Source organism: Streptomyces sp. NPDC029122 (genome assembly GCF_055569445.1).
The window spans coordinates 317,899-332,147 of sequence record NZ_JBVHWK010000001.1 but is presented as its reverse complement, the minus strand read 5'-3'; the positions used below and the strand labels follow the sequence as shown (position 1 = coordinate 332,147).

At 73.4% G+C, this 14,249-nt stretch carries 13 protein-coding genes; 3 read left to right on the top strand and 10 right to left on the bottom strand.

Going from position 1 to position 14,249, the window contains the following annotated elements; translation table 11 throughout:
- Nucleotides 1-36: 36 nt before the first annotated feature.
- Nucleotides 37-276, top strand: a complete 240-nt coding sequence (locus ACZ4WZ_RS01410; protein ID WP_467883862.1) for a DUF397 domain-containing protein — start codon at nucleotides 37-39, stop codon at nucleotides 274-276.
- Between the two features lie 27 nt (nucleotides 277-303).
- On the opposite strand, the gene ACZ4WZ_RS01405 is transcribed toward ACZ4WZ_RS01410, so the two are convergent.
- The 5 genes from ACZ4WZ_RS01405 to ACZ4WZ_RS01385 form a co-directional block, all read right to left on the bottom strand.
- Nucleotides 304-843 (bottom strand): hypothetical protein, encoded by a 540-nt coding sequence (locus ACZ4WZ_RS01405; RefSeq protein ID WP_467883861.1) that lies wholly within the window; start codon nucleotides 841-843, stop codon nucleotides 304-306.
- Nucleotides 844-1,242: 399 nt separating this feature from the next.
- A complete protein-coding gene (locus ACZ4WZ_RS01400) occupies nucleotides 1,243-2,661 on the bottom strand; it encodes an NAD(P)/FAD-dependent oxidoreductase (RefSeq protein WP_467883860.1) in 1,419 nt (472 codons plus the stop codon).
- Nucleotides 2,658-3,848: an MAB_1171c family putative transporter gene (locus ACZ4WZ_RS01395; protein WP_467883859.1), complete on the bottom strand. Its 1,191-nt coding sequence runs from the start codon at nucleotides 3,846-3,848 to the stop codon at nucleotides 2,658-2,660. Before ACZ4WZ_RS01395 ends, ACZ4WZ_RS01400 begins: the two co-directional genes overlap by 4 nt.
- A 2-nt stretch (nucleotides 3,849-3,850) precedes the next feature.
- Nucleotides 3,851-4,381, bottom strand: coding sequence for a toxin-antitoxin system, toxin component (locus ACZ4WZ_RS01390; protein ID WP_467884204.1), 531 nt, complete (start codon nucleotides 4,379-4,381; stop codon nucleotides 3,851-3,853).
- 14 nt (nucleotides 4,382-4,395) lie between these two features.
- Nucleotides 4,396-4,656: a hypothetical protein gene (locus ACZ4WZ_RS01385; protein WP_467883858.1), complete on the bottom strand. Its 261-nt coding sequence runs from the start codon at nucleotides 4,654-4,656 to the stop codon at nucleotides 4,396-4,398.
- 414 nt (nucleotides 4,657-5,070) lie between these two features.
- Between ACZ4WZ_RS01385 and ACZ4WZ_RS01380 the strand changes: the two genes are divergently transcribed.
- Nucleotides 5,071-5,571, top strand: coding sequence for a hypothetical protein (locus tag ACZ4WZ_RS01380; RefSeq protein WP_214942325.1), 501 nt, complete (start codon nucleotides 5,071-5,073; stop codon nucleotides 5,569-5,571).
- Between the two features lie 184 nt (nucleotides 5,572-5,755).
- Here ACZ4WZ_RS01380 and ACZ4WZ_RS01375 read toward each other — a convergent pair whose 3' ends face one another.
- From ACZ4WZ_RS01375 to ACZ4WZ_RS01365, 3 genes are all read right to left on the bottom strand, one after another.
- Nucleotides 5,756-6,802: a hypothetical protein gene (locus tag ACZ4WZ_RS01375; RefSeq protein ID WP_467883857.1), complete on the bottom strand. Its 1,047-nt coding sequence runs from the start codon at nucleotides 6,800-6,802 to the stop codon at nucleotides 5,756-5,758.
- A gap of 228 nt (nucleotides 6,803-7,030) precedes the next feature.
- Nucleotides 7,031-8,830, bottom strand: a complete 1,800-nt coding sequence (kstD, locus tag ACZ4WZ_RS01370; protein WP_467883856.1) for a 3-oxosteroid 1-dehydrogenase — start codon at nucleotides 8,828-8,830, stop codon at nucleotides 7,031-7,033.
- A gap of 196 nt (nucleotides 8,831-9,026) precedes the next feature.
- Entirely contained in the window at nucleotides 9,027-10,151 is a 1,125-nt protein-coding gene (locus tag ACZ4WZ_RS01365) for an aminoglycoside phosphotransferase family protein (protein WP_467883855.1), read from the bottom strand.
- 231 nt (nucleotides 10,152-10,382) lie between these two features.
- On the opposite strand from ACZ4WZ_RS01365, the gene ACZ4WZ_RS01360 reads away from it, so the two are divergent.
- Nucleotides 10,383-11,876 carry a DNA-binding protein NsdB gene (locus ACZ4WZ_RS01360; protein ID WP_467883854.1) on the top strand — a complete coding sequence of 498 codons (1,494 nt, stop codon included), beginning with the start codon at nucleotides 10,383-10,385 and terminating at the stop codon, nucleotides 11,874-11,876.
- A 149-nt stretch (nucleotides 11,877-12,025) separates the two neighbouring features.
- Here ACZ4WZ_RS01360 and ACZ4WZ_RS01355 read toward each other — a convergent pair whose 3' ends face one another.
- Nucleotides 12,026-13,450 carry a PP2C family protein-serine/threonine phosphatase gene (locus ACZ4WZ_RS01355; RefSeq protein ID WP_467883853.1) on the bottom strand — a complete coding sequence of 475 codons (1,425 nt, stop codon included), beginning with the start codon at nucleotides 13,448-13,450 and terminating at the stop codon, nucleotides 12,026-12,028.
- A 272-nt stretch (nucleotides 13,451-13,722) separates the two neighbouring features.
- On the bottom strand, nucleotides 13,723-13,971 hold the full coding sequence (locus tag ACZ4WZ_RS01350) for an SCO4226 family nickel-binding protein (RefSeq protein WP_467884202.1): 249 nt from the start codon (nucleotides 13,969-13,971) through the stop codon (nucleotides 13,723-13,725).
- Nucleotides 13,972-14,249: the final 278 nt, after the last annotated feature.

Sequence of the window (14,249 nt, the reverse complement as noted above, 5' to 3'; positions counted from 1 at the left end):
CCCCGACGACGTACCGTAACCGGGAGGAGCACGCACGTGGCCAAGAGCGCGACTTCGCAGCCGTCCGTCGGCTGGGGCAGGCCCGAGCTCGATCTCAGCGGGGCCGACTGGCAGGGCAGCAGCCGGGGGGTGGGCGACGTGCAGGTCGCCTTCGTGGAGGGGTTCATCGCGATGCGCAACGGCGAGCGCCCCGACGGCCCCTCGCTGGTCTTCGCGCCGCGCGAGTGGCGCAAGTTCGTGCTCGGGGCGCGCGGCGGCCGCTTCGACCTGACCTGATCCGGGGCGACACGCGAGCCCGCGGCGTCAGTCCGGGCGGGCGGACAGCCGCAGGGCGACCTGGAGCTCGTGCTCCCCGGACACGGTACCGAGGTGCTCGCCGGCGAAGGCGTCCTCCAGGACGGCGCGGACCTGGCGCACCGGCTCGGCGGCGCCGTCCAGCTCCGCCGTCACCGGTGCGCCCGGCCGGGCCCGGGGGCTCGCGCCGGGCGCCCGGTTGCGGACGTCCACCGTCGTCGACCAGATGCTCGTGGCCGCCGCGGGCCCGGCAGCCCCTTCCAGCACCGGCGGGGTCATCCCCGGGAACGCCTCCGCCAGGACGCCCAGTACGGCGTCCGCGCCCGCCCGGTCGCAGTGACTGACCAGTACGTTCACCTCGGCCTCCGCCGAGCGGCCCGCCTGCGCGCGGGCCTCGTCCACACGGGCCGCGTCGGCCGCGGGGCCGGAGCCCGTACCGGTGCGGGAGGGCACGCCCGGCGCACGGCCGTGCTCGTCCAGCATGGCCCCCGCGTCCGGGAGCAGCGCGCCGCGCCGCTCCGGGGCGTCGTACCCGCGGTTCGTGTTCATCGATTCGCCTCCGGGTCGGGGTACGGCCCCGCGCGGAGCCCGGGGACGACCGTGGACCGGCACGCCAGAGTGCCTCACCTGGCGGCTATCCGCGTACGGCCGCGCCAAACCCGCCCGCGCGTCCCGCAGCCGAATCCATGGGCGCCGTACCGCGCCTGGTCGGGGCTGCCCGTCACGGGACGCGGCGTGGGCCGTCCCGTGCGCGGCGAAGCCGACCTGGAGCGGGCCCGCCGCCCTCGACGCGGCCCCGGCCCGCTGGCGGCGCTCCCCGAGAACGGCTCCCCGACCTGGCGGTGGCACGGCTGAGCCCCTCGCCCCGGGGCACCCGCGGGTCACGGCCGGGATTCCGTACCGGCCGGACGGACGCGGAAGGGGCGACGGAGCGGAACGAGCCCCCGCCTACCGCCGCAGCGCCGCGACCGCCGCCAGCTCCGCCGGCCCCAGCGGCGGCCCGGTCAGTTGCGCCCGGCGCGGTCCCAGCAGGGCCGCCAGCAGCACCGGCGGGGTGAACAGCCGGGTGGCGGGCCGCTCCAGGGTCATCACGTCGGTCACCGCCCGGGCCACCCGTCCGTTGCCGGTGCTCGTGCGCATCAGCCGCCGTACGTAGGCGGCCGCGACCCGCTCGGCCGCCGTCGGCCCGCTCTCGGTGGCACCGGGGTAGAAGACGTCGTTCCCCGTGGACAGGGCCCACGCGGCGGCCACCGGACCGGCGACGGCCTTCTGGGCCCGGGCGGCGAGCCGCGCGTCGGCCCAGCCGTACCGGGCGACGGCGTCCCGCAGCGCGAGGGCGCTCTGCGCGGCCACCGACATCCCGTGCCCGTACACCGGGTTGTAGGCGGCGACCGCGTCCCCGAGCACCAGGAACCCGCCGGGCAGCGCGGCCTTCTCGTAGTGGTGCCTGCGGTTGACGGTCGTACGGGTGCGCACCACGTCCGTCAGCGGCTCCGCCCCGGCGATCAGCTCGCTGACGATCGGATGCCGCAGCCCCCGGGCGAAGGCCTCAAAGGCCTCCGGATCGGTGCTGGGTTCGCCGCCGCGCGTCCCCGACAGGGTGACGAGCCAGCGGTCGCCCTCGATCGGGACCAGCGTCGCGGACCGGCCCGGACCGGCCTCGCGGGGATCGGCCTGGACGTTCACGACGACCGGGAACGTGCTCCCCAGGTCCGCCGGGGCCCGGAAGACCCGGCTGGCGTAGACGAGTCCGGGGTCGACCGTCCGTACGGCGGGCCCGGCCACCCCCAGCTCGCCCAGCCACCGCGGCGTACGGGAGGCCCGCCCGGAGGCGTCCACCACCAGGTCCGCGTCCAGGACCCGCTCCACGGCGTCCGTCCCGCGCACCCGCACCCCGGTGACGCGCCGGGCGTCGCCCGCCAGGCCCAGCACTTCGGTGCGGTCGGTGACGGTGACGTTCGGCAGCGCCGCCACGGCCCGGCGGACGTGCCAGTCGAGCAGGTCGCGGCTGGCGATCAGCACGTAGTGGGACTCCTGCGCCCATCGGCGGAACCAGCCCTCGGGGGAGAAGCCCACCATGTTCGTGGGCAGCGCGATCCGGTGGGCCCCGTCGCCCCTGAGGGCCCCGATGGTGCCGGGCAGCAGGGAGTCGATGGCCGCGGCCCCGCCGGACCACAGCAGGTGCGCGTGATGGGCCTGCGGAAGCCCCTTGCGGGACACCGGCCCGTCCGGCAGTGCGTCCCGCTCGACGACGACGACCTCGCCGGAGCCGTCCCCGGCGAGCGCGGCGGCCGTGAGCATGCCGGCCAGGCTGCCCCCGACCACGACCGAGGTGTGCCGGGCGCGTGACGGCGGTGAACTGCTCATGGACTCACGCTCTCTCGGTGGTCTGAGGGGCAGGACCGGGCGCGGAAGGCGGTGACGGCGGGGGACCGGCGCAGGGCCCTGGCCACCGCGACGAGGTCCGGTGCCGCCTCCGGGCCGGGCACCGGGCCGTCCTCCGGCTCGGCCACGGCACCCCCGCGCAGGGCCGCGACCGCCGCGACCACGGCCACCGCGTCGGCGGTCGCCACCGCCCGCCCGGCGGCCTCGCCCCGGGCCCGGGCCTCGGCGAGGGCCCGTTCGCGGACCGCGGGGTCCATGTACGGCTGGAGCCGCAGCAGCCCGTCGCTGATCTGGGTCCTGCGCTGGACCAGGCGACGGCTGATGGGGGACCGGCGGGGCAGCCGTACCGAACCGGTCTCCAGTCCGGCCAGTTCGCGTACGAAGGGGGCGAGGCACCGGTAGTGGTAGTAGTCCCTGCAGATGCCCTGGAGCGCCTGGCCCGCGTGGGGCAGGATGAAGCCGACGGCGATGAACAGGGCGCACACGGAGGCGATGGGCGGGGCCACGTACGTGCTGAGCCAGTCCAGGTCGCGGCCGTTCCAGCGGGCGAACACCGCCGTGAGCTTCACCGTGTCGTAGCAGAGGTTCAGGATGAACCCGATGACCAGGAGCACCAGGCCGGCGCGCAGCCAGCCCGACACCTCCCGCAGCCAGGACCAGGTCACGACGGCGGTGATCGCGCAGGCGGTGGTGTGGGCCCCCAGGTAGAGCATGATGTGCTCGCGCATCCAGGGGGTGTTGGCGTAGTACGTGTCCAGGTCCCGCAGCCGCTCGACCGGGACTTCGGCGAACGCGAAGGTGATCCACAGACCGGCCACCACGGTCGCGTAGACGACGCCGATCGTCCAGTTGGTCCGGCGCACCCGCCGGGGATCGCCGCCCCGCCAGTGAATGATCATGATCAGGCAGCAGGCGCAGAACATCGTGAGCAGCGTGTAGACCACCGGCGCCGCGAAGTTGCTGACGCCGGTCGCGCTGTTCAGCAGGACCAGGGTCTTCGGCCGGCCGAAGTAGAAGACGGCCGAGGCCAGCAGGAGCAGACCGCCGACGGACCGGACGTTGGGGTCGATGCGCCAGAACCTCATCATGACCGGGAGCCGGATCGCGAAGGCCAGGGTGAGGATCGCCGCGGGTATGAGGTACGGGATGTAGTACTTGTCCGAGGTCACCGTCAACCGATCGGTCCGCGGTAGCCGAGGGCGTTGCCTATCCGGCCGGCGACATCGCTCCGGCGGGCGGCCCCGGCCGCGTCGCCGCCCGTCAGCCACGCCCTGCACCTGTCGCCGAGCATCAGCCCGAAGCTCTCGGCCTCGATCTCCTGCGTGTCCTCGTAGTGGGACCGCGCGGCGACACTGGCGTACGTCAGGTCCGAGGCGTCGGGCAGGGCCCGGGCCGCGTCGGCCGCCCCGCGCCCGTGGCCGGTGCAGTGGCCCGCCTTCATGTGCCACAGCTCGTGCCCCAGGATGACCAGTTGGTGGTCGGGGGTCGTGTACTTCTCCACCACGACGATGTCGTAGTCCTCCATGTTCAGCCACAGGCCCGAGGTGGTCAGCTCCGACGGGAAGCGCTCGAAGCGCAGCACGATCGGGCGGCCGCCCCGGGCGCGGCTCATGGCGTCGCACAGGGCCCGGAAGAGGATCTGCGGCTCGACCGGAGCCTCCAGGTCGAGCGAGGAGGTCAGCGTGGCGCACAGCTTGCGCATCGATCGGGACAGGTTCACCGTGCCACCTCCGAGGAGAGGTTCCCGCTGATCACCGCAGGCCCCATGGCCCGGTTCGCCGCCCGGGCGGGCGCGGGGTCGGCGAGCTCCACGCCGCGCGGCAGCGCCGCCGCCTCCACCGGGACGCCGGTCCGCTCGGAGAGGGACACCGCGTCGAGGATCTCGTCCACGTCCAGTCGTCTCTCCGCGGCGCGTGCCCGTGGCCGGGCGGGCGTCGTGGCGAGGGAAAGCGGCGGACCGCCAACGGGGACAGTCATCTGTCTGTGCTCCCATACGTCCGAAGGGCAGATCCGTCTGCGCACCGGGGACGACGGTAGCGACGGCAGGTCCCCCCGGGCGACAAGATCCCCAGCGCCGAAGCGATCGTTGTCGAATCGAAAACGATCGATGAGCGGACGTGGGGACGCACAGCAAGATACAGCCAGTGCGGCGGCCCGTGGCGGGAAAGGTCGCATGACCGCAGCTCATCGCGCCGGCTCGCCCCCCGGGTAAGGAGTACCCGGCGCACACACCCCATACCCGCAGGTCCGCAGCCCCGGCGGGCCCGCCCCCGGCCGCCCCCCGCCCGGCGCGGAACCCCTCCCGCGCCCCGCCCCGCAGCACCGTGCCCGACTGCGCCGTGGGAGAGCCCCCGGCGCCGGAAAACCCGCGCGGCCACGTACCATGGCCGCATGTCCTTCCTCCGCCGCCACCGCGCCGCCACACCCGCCGGCCCGGACTTCGACGTCCTGGCCATGGACCCGGGGGACTGGCCGGGCAACCTCGGGGCCGGGCTGCTTCCCGCGCCCGACGGCAGCTGCCAGGGCGTCTTCCTCCGCTACGACCTGTTCGGCGGCCGCGGCCCCGCGATGATCATCGGCAACCTCCCCGAGGGATCCCCGGCGCGCGAGCTCGCCGACGGCCAGGTCCCCTTCGAGGTGGCCCAGCTCCTCGACGCCCTCGAGAACGACGAGGACGTCGAGGTCACCGGGACCGAGGACTGCCCCGTCATGCAGGGCGACAACCTCCTCATCGTCCGCAAGATCAAGCTCTCCGAGGGCCGGATCTCCTGCGTGCAGTTCGACCGCAGCGACAACGTCCTCGTGACGATCGCCAGCTGGGACCGCCCGATCACCGACGACCTCTACGCGCTCCTGAAGCCGCTCCCCGCCGAGCTCTTCCAGCAGGGCTGATCCGGCCCGCCCGCAGGCCGTGGCGTGAAAGCAGCGCCGGCCGGGCACGACCTTGCCGACCCCGGCTAGGGCCTGTTGTGAGAATGGATCTTTGTTCGTTGATGGTCGCCTTGACCGCCTGACCCCGAGATCCCTGCCGCAGTCTACGAACGACCCGTCCGACGCGGCACTTTGACGACCGGCCTCAGGGCCGGCCTGGGCGCAGCGAACGGGCGGCGCGGGCGAACAGGCCGAACCGGCGTGCCCACGCCGCTCCGCCGAGCTGGTCGACGTACCGTCCGGCCTGCGGGTCGACGGCACGTCGGCCGGTCTCCAACTGGACGGTCAGCGCCAGCTGGTAGAGCTGCTCCAGCGCCACTGTTACCGGCGCGCCGTCGCCTGGCAGGGGTACCGACAGCTCGTACCGGCCCGACGTCCGGTCCAGGGCCAGGCGTACGCCGCTGACCGGATGTGCCACGGTCGTCCCGACTACGGGGGCGGCCGTCAGACCCAGGATCTCGTGGGCCTGCCGGGCGACCCTGTCCCATGCGGCGAGGGCCGCGACCGGACCGGTCGGGGCGTCGTCCTCATGGAAGGTGATCGCGTACCGTCCGGCCGTGCGCACCCCGCTCTGGGCTCCTTCCGGGAGCGCCTCGTCCGCCGCCTCGTGCTCGTCCCCGATCGGAAAGCGACTGCGCAACCACCTCTCGGCAGCCGCCCAGTCGCCCTCGCCTGCGCGGCCGATCCACCTCCGCAGCCGGTCCTCCGCCTCCCCCAGTCCCTCCCCGGAGTCGACCGCCCGCTCAAGGCCGTCTTGCAGGTCCGCCAGATCCGCCAGATCGCCCGGCTCCGCCTTCGCCTTCGTCGTCTCCGCCGGTCCCGAGGCCGGCAAAACCGCTCGCGTACCCTCGGTGCGTACGACCTCGCCGGCCAGCCCTTCCGGTACGCAGGACCGGGTCAGCGTGAAGGAACTGCTGCTCCCGATCTCCTGGGCCTGAACCACGCACACGTCCCGGCCGGGTCGCCAGGCGACCGCGCATCGGAGGTAACCGTGCGTCGGGTCGGCCAAGTGCTCGTGAGCCCCGGCGAGGTCCGCGAAGGTGTACAGGTACCGGTCCTCGACGTCGTCGGCGAACAGGAACACGGCTCCGATGCCTGCGCCTCCGCCCTCCGCAGGGGCGTCAACCGCGTGCACCAGTGCGAACGCGGCGAGCTCGTCGAGCTGCCCGCCCGACGCCTCGCTCCGGGTCATGAAGGTGTTGCCTCTCCGCCGGCCGTTCCGTCTGCCGGATGATACGTGGATACGAGCAGCAACCGTCGGCGGGCCGGTGATGTCGGACTTCGGCGGACGGCCTCCGTGTGGGCCGCGCTTCAGCCGGTTGCGGATTCGGTCCGCAGGCATCGGAATCGTGGCCTTGATCCCGCGTCCACGCAGGGCAGGAGGGGTTGCTGAGGGAGTCGTCCACTCTCGCCACAGGCCCTATCGGCTGTCCGCGATGTCGTTCGCCGCGACGTAACCGAACGTCATCGCGGGCCCGATCGTCGATCCGGCCCCCGCGTAGCTGTGGCCCATCACCGCCGCGCTGGCGTTGCCCGCCGCCCACAGGCCCCGGATCACCGACCCGTCCGCCCGCAGCGCCCGCGCCCGGGCGTCGGTGACGATGCCGCCCTTGGTGCCGAGGTCGCCCGGAACGATCCGGAAGGCGTAGAACGGCGGCGCCCACACCGGCGCCAGGCACGAGTTCGGCACCACGTTCGGATCCGTGTAGTAGTGGTCGTACGCCGTGTCGCCCCGGTGGAAGTCGGCGTCGGTCCCGCTCCACGCCTGGGCGTTGAACCGGTTGAGCGTCGCCCGCAGCGCACCCGCCGGCACCCCGATCTGCCCGGCCAGCGCGTCCCAGGTCCACGCCTTCTTCGCCGCCCCCGACACGAACCACGCCTCCGGCAGAGGCAGCGTCGGCAGGATGTCCTTGAACAGGTACTTGTTGCGGTAGTTCTGGTCCACGATCAGCCACGCCGGGATGTGCGAACCCGCAGCGCCCCGGTCCTTCTCGTACATCACGTGCACCACGTCGCTGTACGGCGCCGCCTCGTTCACGAAGCGGACGCCCGCCCGGTTCACCATCAGACCGCCCGGCAGGGTCCGCTCCGCCAGGCAGAAGTACGGCTCCCCGGGCAGCGGGATCGACGGCCCCCACCAGGCGTCCTCCATCAAGGCCAGGGCCGCGCCCGCCCGTTCCCCGGCCCGGATCCCGTCGCCGGTGTTCTCCTTCGCACCCACCGACCACTCCGTGCCGATCGGCTGCTGCTGGTACCGCGCCCGCATCTCCGCGTTGTGCTCGAAGCCGCCGGAGCCGATCACCACGCCCCTGCGCGCCCGTACGACACCCCGTACGCCCTCCTTCTCCACCACGACCCCGGTGACCGCACCGCCGTCCCGCACCAGGTCGACCAGCGGGCTGTTCAGCCACACCGGCACCCCCGCCCGCAACAGCCCGGCCCGCAGTCCGGCGGCCAGCGCCTGGCCCATCGTCAGCGGCTTCTGCCCGCGCAGCGCGGCACTGGCGCCCCGCGCCAGGCACTCCGCGGACACCGCGAGCCCCCTCGCGCTGACCGCCGCGAGGTTCAGCCACTTGTAGTCCTGGCTGAACACCACCATCCCGGCGGGCACCGGCATGTACGGCGGGTTCAGGTGCGCCAGCTCGGCGCCCAGGAGGTTGCCGTCGATCTGGTCCGGTTCGATGGAGCGGCCGTTCGGCAGCCCGCCGGGCAGGTTCGGGTAGTAGTCGCTGTAGCCGTCCATGAAACGGAACCGCAGCGGGCTGTTCGCCATGACGAAGTCCAGCATCCGCGGCCCGTTGTCGAGGAACGCCCGCTGCCGGTCGGCCGGCACCTGCGGCCCCACCACCGCCGACAGGTACGCCGCGGCCTTCTCCGGGGTGTCCGGCACACCCGCGCCCAGGATCACCGAGTTGTTCGGCAGCCAGATCCCCGCGCCGGAGCGCGCCGCGGAACCGCCGAAGGTCGGGGCCTTCTCCACCACCAGTACGCTCAGCCCCCGCGCGGCGGCCGTCAGCGCGGCCGTCATCCCCGCCGCACCCGAGCCCACCACGACGACGTCGTACTCGCCGAGCGGGCTCTCGGCGGCCCGCGCGGCCGCACCCGGCAGCACGGCGGCCGCGAGCACCCCGGCCCCCGTCCCGGCGAGGACCGCCCGGCGGGTGGGCGGCACGGCGCGCGGTCGGTCCGGGGTCTCGGTCACGGGCATGGCCTCGGTCATGGGCGGGCTCCAGCGGGATGGGAGGAAAGGCGGGCGGCGCGAGCTGTTCTGATGCCGGGTCAGGAAACTGTTCCGGGGATCATGGGATGTCAAGGCACGCGCGCGCAACGGTCCCGGCCCCGGACAGGCCGAATCCCGTGCCCCGCACACTGGGTGTGCGGCACACGGGATCCGTACGGTGCCGGGCGGGGGGCGGTCAGCGCGTGCCGACCGCCGCCCGGACCGCTCTGCGCGCCATCCCCGCGTCGTCGTGCAGGCGCCGCAGCAGAAGACGCTGCTCCTCACCCGAGGAAATCGCTCCCGCGGGCAGCGGCCGGTCCGGAGCGGAAGCCAGCATGGAGCGCTGCACCGCCGTCTCGCACATCCGGATCTCCCGCGTCAGCACCAGCATCAGATTGACCAGGAAGGCGTCCCGCGCCGCCGGGCCCGCCGACTGCGCCAGTCGGCTGATCTGGCCGCGGGCCGCCGGGGCGTCACCCAGCACCGTCCACAGCGTGGCCAGGTCGTAGCCGGGCAGGTACCAGCCGGCGTGCTCCCAGTCGAGGAGCACCGGTCCCGCCGGGGACAGCAGCAGGTTCGACAGCAGCGCGTCGCCGTGGTTGAACTGCCACGGCGTACCCGCCGGCCGCAGCCCGTGCAGCAGCTTCTGCAGGTCCCCGAAGTCCCGGTCGGTCAGCAGGCCCAGCTCGTGGTCACGCGAGATCCGCCGCGCGTAGTCCACGGGGTGCCCGAACAGATCCGCCGACGGCTGCCACTGGTTCACCCGGCACACGGCTCCCAGCGCGGCCCGTACGTCGGGCCGCGGCGGCGCCTCCACCGGATGCCGCTGGAGCGCGGCGACCCGGCCCGCCATCCGCTCCACCACCAGGACGCAGTTCTCCGGATCGGCGGCGATCAGCCGGGGCACGCGGACCGGCGGGCGGTGCCGGACGAAGGTCCGGTACGTCGCTATTTCGTGCCGGTACCGCTCGCGCCACTCCGGCGAGTGGTCCAGTAAAACCTTCGCGACCGCGGTCATCCGTCCCGTCGTCCCGACCAGCAGCACCGACCGGCCGCTGCGGCGCAGCACCTGGACCGGGGCGAACTCGGGGCAGATGCGCTGCACCGACGCGAGCGCGGTGCGCAGCTGCGCCCCCTGCGGCCCGGACAGGTCGATTCTTCCGCTGAGAGGCTGCGGTCCGCCTCCGGGCATCCGCCGAGCCCGTACGGCGCCCTGCGCCGGTACCGGCTGACGGCCCGGTTCGAGGTAGGAGCCGCCCCCCGCCTGGAGGGTGCGGTGCTGGCGGACCGGGGCGGACACGGAGGACGTTGCTGCGTACATGGCGTTTACGGTTCCCTTCGTGCGCCGACGAGTGCGTACGCCGCCCCGCCGGATCCCGTACTTCACCCTGGGGAGTTCCGCCGGTGAACCGGGTCGGGGAGGCGCATTCCTACCTGACACCCGCCCGCAGGTGGCGAACCACGGGGCGGCGGGTGGCGAACCCTGGCGAATAGTCGCTGGGCATCTGACGGGCGGCTACTGTCAACTCAGCCGAGAACCTGGGGGCTTGACGTGAGCAAAGGTCCAAACACCCGTCTGAACGACCTGTTCGGCCTGGCCGGCTGGTCGAAGGGCGAACTCGCGAGGATGGTCAACCGGCAGGCGGCCGCGATGGGCCACCACCAACTGGCCACCGACACCTCGCGGGTGCGGCGCTGGATCGACATGGGGGAGACCCCGCGCGAGCCGGTGCCCACGGTACTGGCAGCACTGTTCACCGAGCGGCTCGGTCGTGTCGTGACCATCGAGGACCTCGGGTTCGTACGGCAGCGGCGCACCACCAGACGGCAGCCGGACGCGGTTCAGCAGAACCCCGACGGAGTGCCCTGGGCGCCCGAACGCACAGCCGCGGTCCTCACCGAATTCACGGGAATGGACCTCATGCTCAACCGTCGCGGCCTGATGGGCGCGGGAGCCGCGCTCACCGCCGGCTCAGCCCTCAGCAACGCCATGTACGACTGGCTGCACACCGAGCCCTCCGGGGCCCGGAACGCGCAGCACTTCGGCGACCCCCACCAGGCCGACCCGGCGGGCTACGACCGCTACGAGGCGGCGCCCATCGGCTCCCAGGAGATCGAGGCCCTGGAACGTTCCGTCGAGGTCTTCCGGGCCTGGGACGCCTCCCGGGGCGGAGGGCTCCAGCGCAAGGCCGTCGTCGGCCAGCTCAACGAGGTCGGCGGCATGCTGGCCTACCACCACCCCGACCACCTCCAGCGCAGGCTGTGGGGGGTGGCGGCCAACCTGGCGGTGCTGGCGGGCTGGATGTCGCACGACGTGGGCCTCGAACCCACCGCGCAGAAGTACTTCGTCATCGCCGCGCACGCGGCCCGCGAGGGCGGCGACCGGCCGCGCGCCGGCGAGGCCCTCTCCCGGGCCGCCCGCCAGATGGTGCACCTCGGCAAGCCGAACGAGGCCCTGGACCTGATGAAGCTGGCACAGTCCGGCTCCGGCGAGCAGACCCTGCCGCGCACCCGCGCCATGCTGCACACCGTCGAGGCCTGGGCGCAGGCCGCCATGGGCAAGGGGCAGGCCATGCGCCGCACCCTGGGCGAGGCCGAGGAGCTCTTCGTCTCCGACAAGGGCGACGTACCGCCGCCCTCCTGGATGCAGCACTTCGACGAGGCCGACCTGCACGGCATGCAGGCCCTCGCCTACCGCACCCTCGCCGACCACGACGCCTCGGCGGCGCCCGTCGCGGCACGGCACGCGCGGGAGGCGCTGCGGCTGCGGGGCGACGGCTACCAGCGCTCGCAGATCTTCGACTACATCTCGATGGCCTCGGCCTGCTTCATCGCGGACGATCCCGAACAGGCCGACCGCTACGCACGCCTCGCCCTGGTCTCGATGAACGAGACCTCTTCGCACCGGACGTGGGACCGGCTCCGCGAGATGTACCGGCTCACCGGCCAGTACGCCGGGTACGCGGGCATCGAGGAGCTGCGCGAGGAGATCAAGCTGGCCCTCCCGAACAGCCCCGCCCCCGTCGCACGCGGAGCGGCGGTCTAGGGGCCGGGTGTCGTCGTGGGACGGGACACGGCCGGGACGCGGAAGGCCGGCGGCAGACGGGAGCACGGGAGGACGGGACGGAGGAAGGGCCGCGCCGTGTCGGCGCGGCCCCGCGGAACCCGTACGGCCGGGATCTCCTGCTCTCGCCGTCAGCCGCCGATCCGGGCGACCAGGACGCAGGCGTCGTCCTCGCGCTCGCCCTCGCCGAACTCCTCCGTCACCATCCGTACGCAGTCCCGGGCCGACCGGGCCCCCGAGAACCGCGGCGCCAGCGCCAGCAGCCGCTCGGTCCCGTCCGTTCGGCCGAACTCGATGCCCCGCGGGGTCAGTCCGTCGGTGTGCAGTACGAGTACGTCGCCCGGTTCGAGCTGCTCCTCGGCCTGCCCGTACACGGCTCCGGAGGTGGCCCCCAGCAGCACCCCCTCCGGGGATCGCAGGGGCCGGCCCTGGCCGCGCCGGAAGAGCAGGGGCGCCGGGTGCCCGGCCTGGGCCCAGGAGAGGACGCGGCGTGCGGGGTCGTAGCGGCAGCAGACGGCCGAGCCGAGGGCCGGCTGGACGGAGGTTTCCAGCAGCTGGTTGAGCCAGCCCATCAGCGGACCCGGCTCGATTCCGGCCATCGCCATCCCGCGCAGGGCGCCGAGCATCATGGCCATCCCCGAAGTGGCGGTCACCCCGTGCCCGGTCAGGTCACCGACCGTCAGGAGCGAGCAACCGTCGGGCAGTTCGAGCGCGTCGTACCAGTCGCCGCCGATCAGCGCGCTGGTCGCGGAGGGGAGGTAGTGCGCGGCCACGTCCATCGTGCCCGCGTTCCCGTGCGGGAACCGCAGGGAGCCGCGCCACGGGGGGAGCACGGCCTCCTGGAGCTCGACCGCGAGCCGGTGTTCGGTCTGGGCGATCTCCCGCTGGCGCTGGAGCGAGTCCCGTGACTCGCGCACCGCCCGCTGGCTCCGGCGCAGTTCGCTCACGTCCCGCAGCAGGGCCCACATCGAGGCCGTGCAGCCGTCGGAGTCGAGCACCGGTTCGCCCCTCATGTGCAGGGTGCGGACCCGCCCGTCGGCGCGGACGATGCGGAACTCGCCGTCTATCGGCTTGCCGTCGACCAGACAGTCCGTGACCATCGAGGTCATCAGGGGCTGGTCCTCGGAGAACAGGGTGGAGCCGAGCTCGTCGAGGGGCAGCGGGCCCGCCTCGGGGGGCCGGCCGAAGATCTGGAAGAGCTCCTCGGACCAGGTGACCTCGTCCGTCAGCAGGTTCCACTCGGCGCTGCCGACGCGGGTCTGGCGGTCCTCCATGGGGGGCTCGGGAGGTGCCGCGGGCAGCTCGGCGGGCTCCGGGGCGGGCGGGAGCCCTTCCTTGAGCTGGCCGAGGTGCTGGCCGAGGTCGTCGAGGTGGTGCACGGCGAGGTCGCACAGCGCGCGCTGCCAGCGGCCCTGGGCGTCGTCGTCGTCCACGACGGTGTCGCGGCGCACGGCGTCCACCTCGCCGCGCAGCCGGCGGGTCTGCGAGATCAGTGCGTCCACCGATCCCGGTTCGGGCGGCTGCGCGGGACGGTCCGCGTACAGGTGGGACGGCATGATGACTCCGATACAGGCGCGGCGATACAGACGCTGCTCGGTCGGGTCCCGGAGGGCGACCGGCGACGGCTGTGGACCGACTACGACTGTGGCACAGCCGGAGACGGCCTGTAAGGCGTTTGGCAACATCCGTAACGGTCTTGCTCCGGGCATATGCCGAAGGCCTTCCGGTTACCTCCTGTCCGTACGAACGTTTCCGGTCAGCCGTGGATGCGGTTCCTGCCCGCTTCCGTGCGTCTCCACACCGCGCCCGGTCGGAGTCCGCCGCTCCGTCACACCGTGAGCGGCACCGGGTGGACCTCGTCGGCGGGGTGCCCCGCGCGCTCGTGGATGCGGCGTACGGCGTCGGCCGAGGGCGCCTCGGACAGGCAGTACACCTCTCCCGAGGCGGGGTCGGCCCAGGCGCGCTCGAACTGCACCTTCTCGTCCGCCTGGATCGCCAGGTCCGCCCGGTGGGCGGCCATCAGCTCGTCCGCCGTGATGCCCTTCATCCCGTGGTGGACGTCCATGTACTTGGCCACCGCGAACACCTCCTCGTGCGTCGCCGTGTACGGGTCTGCTTCCATCGTGCGCCCGTGGCCGGAAAAGGGCCCTCCGAGGGGTGGCGGTCGATCACATGCGCGAGGCGTACGACTTCTCCACGCCCCCGTTCCCGTCCGCCCCCGGGGTCGTCCGCCCGTCAGGGGCACCACTCGAACGAAGGACCCCGTTCCGCACCACGCTTCCCACTTCTCCCGGTGATCGCTACCCTACGTGTCGGTAATGAGCCGGGGGCGGTCCGTTCTGCGGGCCTGGGAGG

What these genes read in the sequence shown, in the direction of transcription:
- ACZ4WZ_RS01385 (WP_467883858.1), bottom strand. Translation starts at nt 4,656, where the DNA reads ATGACTGTCCCCGTTGGCGGTCCGCCGCTTTCCCTCGCCACGACGCCC.
- ACZ4WZ_RS01380 (WP_214942325.1), top strand. Translation starts at nt 5,071, where the DNA reads ATGTCCTTCCTCCGCCGCCACCGCGCCGCCACACCCGCCGGCCCGGAC.
- kstD (WP_467883856.1), bottom strand. Translation starts at nt 8,830, where the DNA reads ATGACCGAGGCCATGCCCGTGACCGAGACCCCGGACCGACCGCGCGCC.
- ACZ4WZ_RS01365 (WP_467883855.1), bottom strand. Translation starts at nt 10,151, where the DNA reads ATGTACGCAGCAACGTCCTCCGTGTCCGCCCCGGTCCGCCAGCACCGC.
- ACZ4WZ_RS01405 (WP_467883861.1), bottom strand. Translation starts at nt 843, where the DNA reads ATGAACACGAACCGCGGGTACGACGCCCCGGAGCGGCGCGGCGCGCTG.
- ACZ4WZ_RS01375 (WP_467883857.1), bottom strand. Translation starts at nt 6,802, where the DNA reads ATGACCCGGAGCGAGGCGTCGGGCGGGCAGCTCGACGAGCTCGCCGCG.
- ACZ4WZ_RS01390 (WP_467884204.1), bottom strand. Translation starts at nt 4,381, where the DNA reads ATGCGCAAGCTGTGCGCCACGCTGACCTCCTCGCTCGACCTGGAGGCT.
- ACZ4WZ_RS01355 (WP_467883853.1), bottom strand. Translation starts at nt 13,450, where the DNA reads ATGCCGTCCCACCTGTACGCGGACCGTCCCGCGCAGCCGCCCGAACCG.
- ACZ4WZ_RS01400 (WP_467883860.1), bottom strand. Translation starts at nt 2,661, where the DNA reads ATGAGCAGTTCACCGCCGTCACGCGCCCGGCACACCTCGGTCGTGGTC.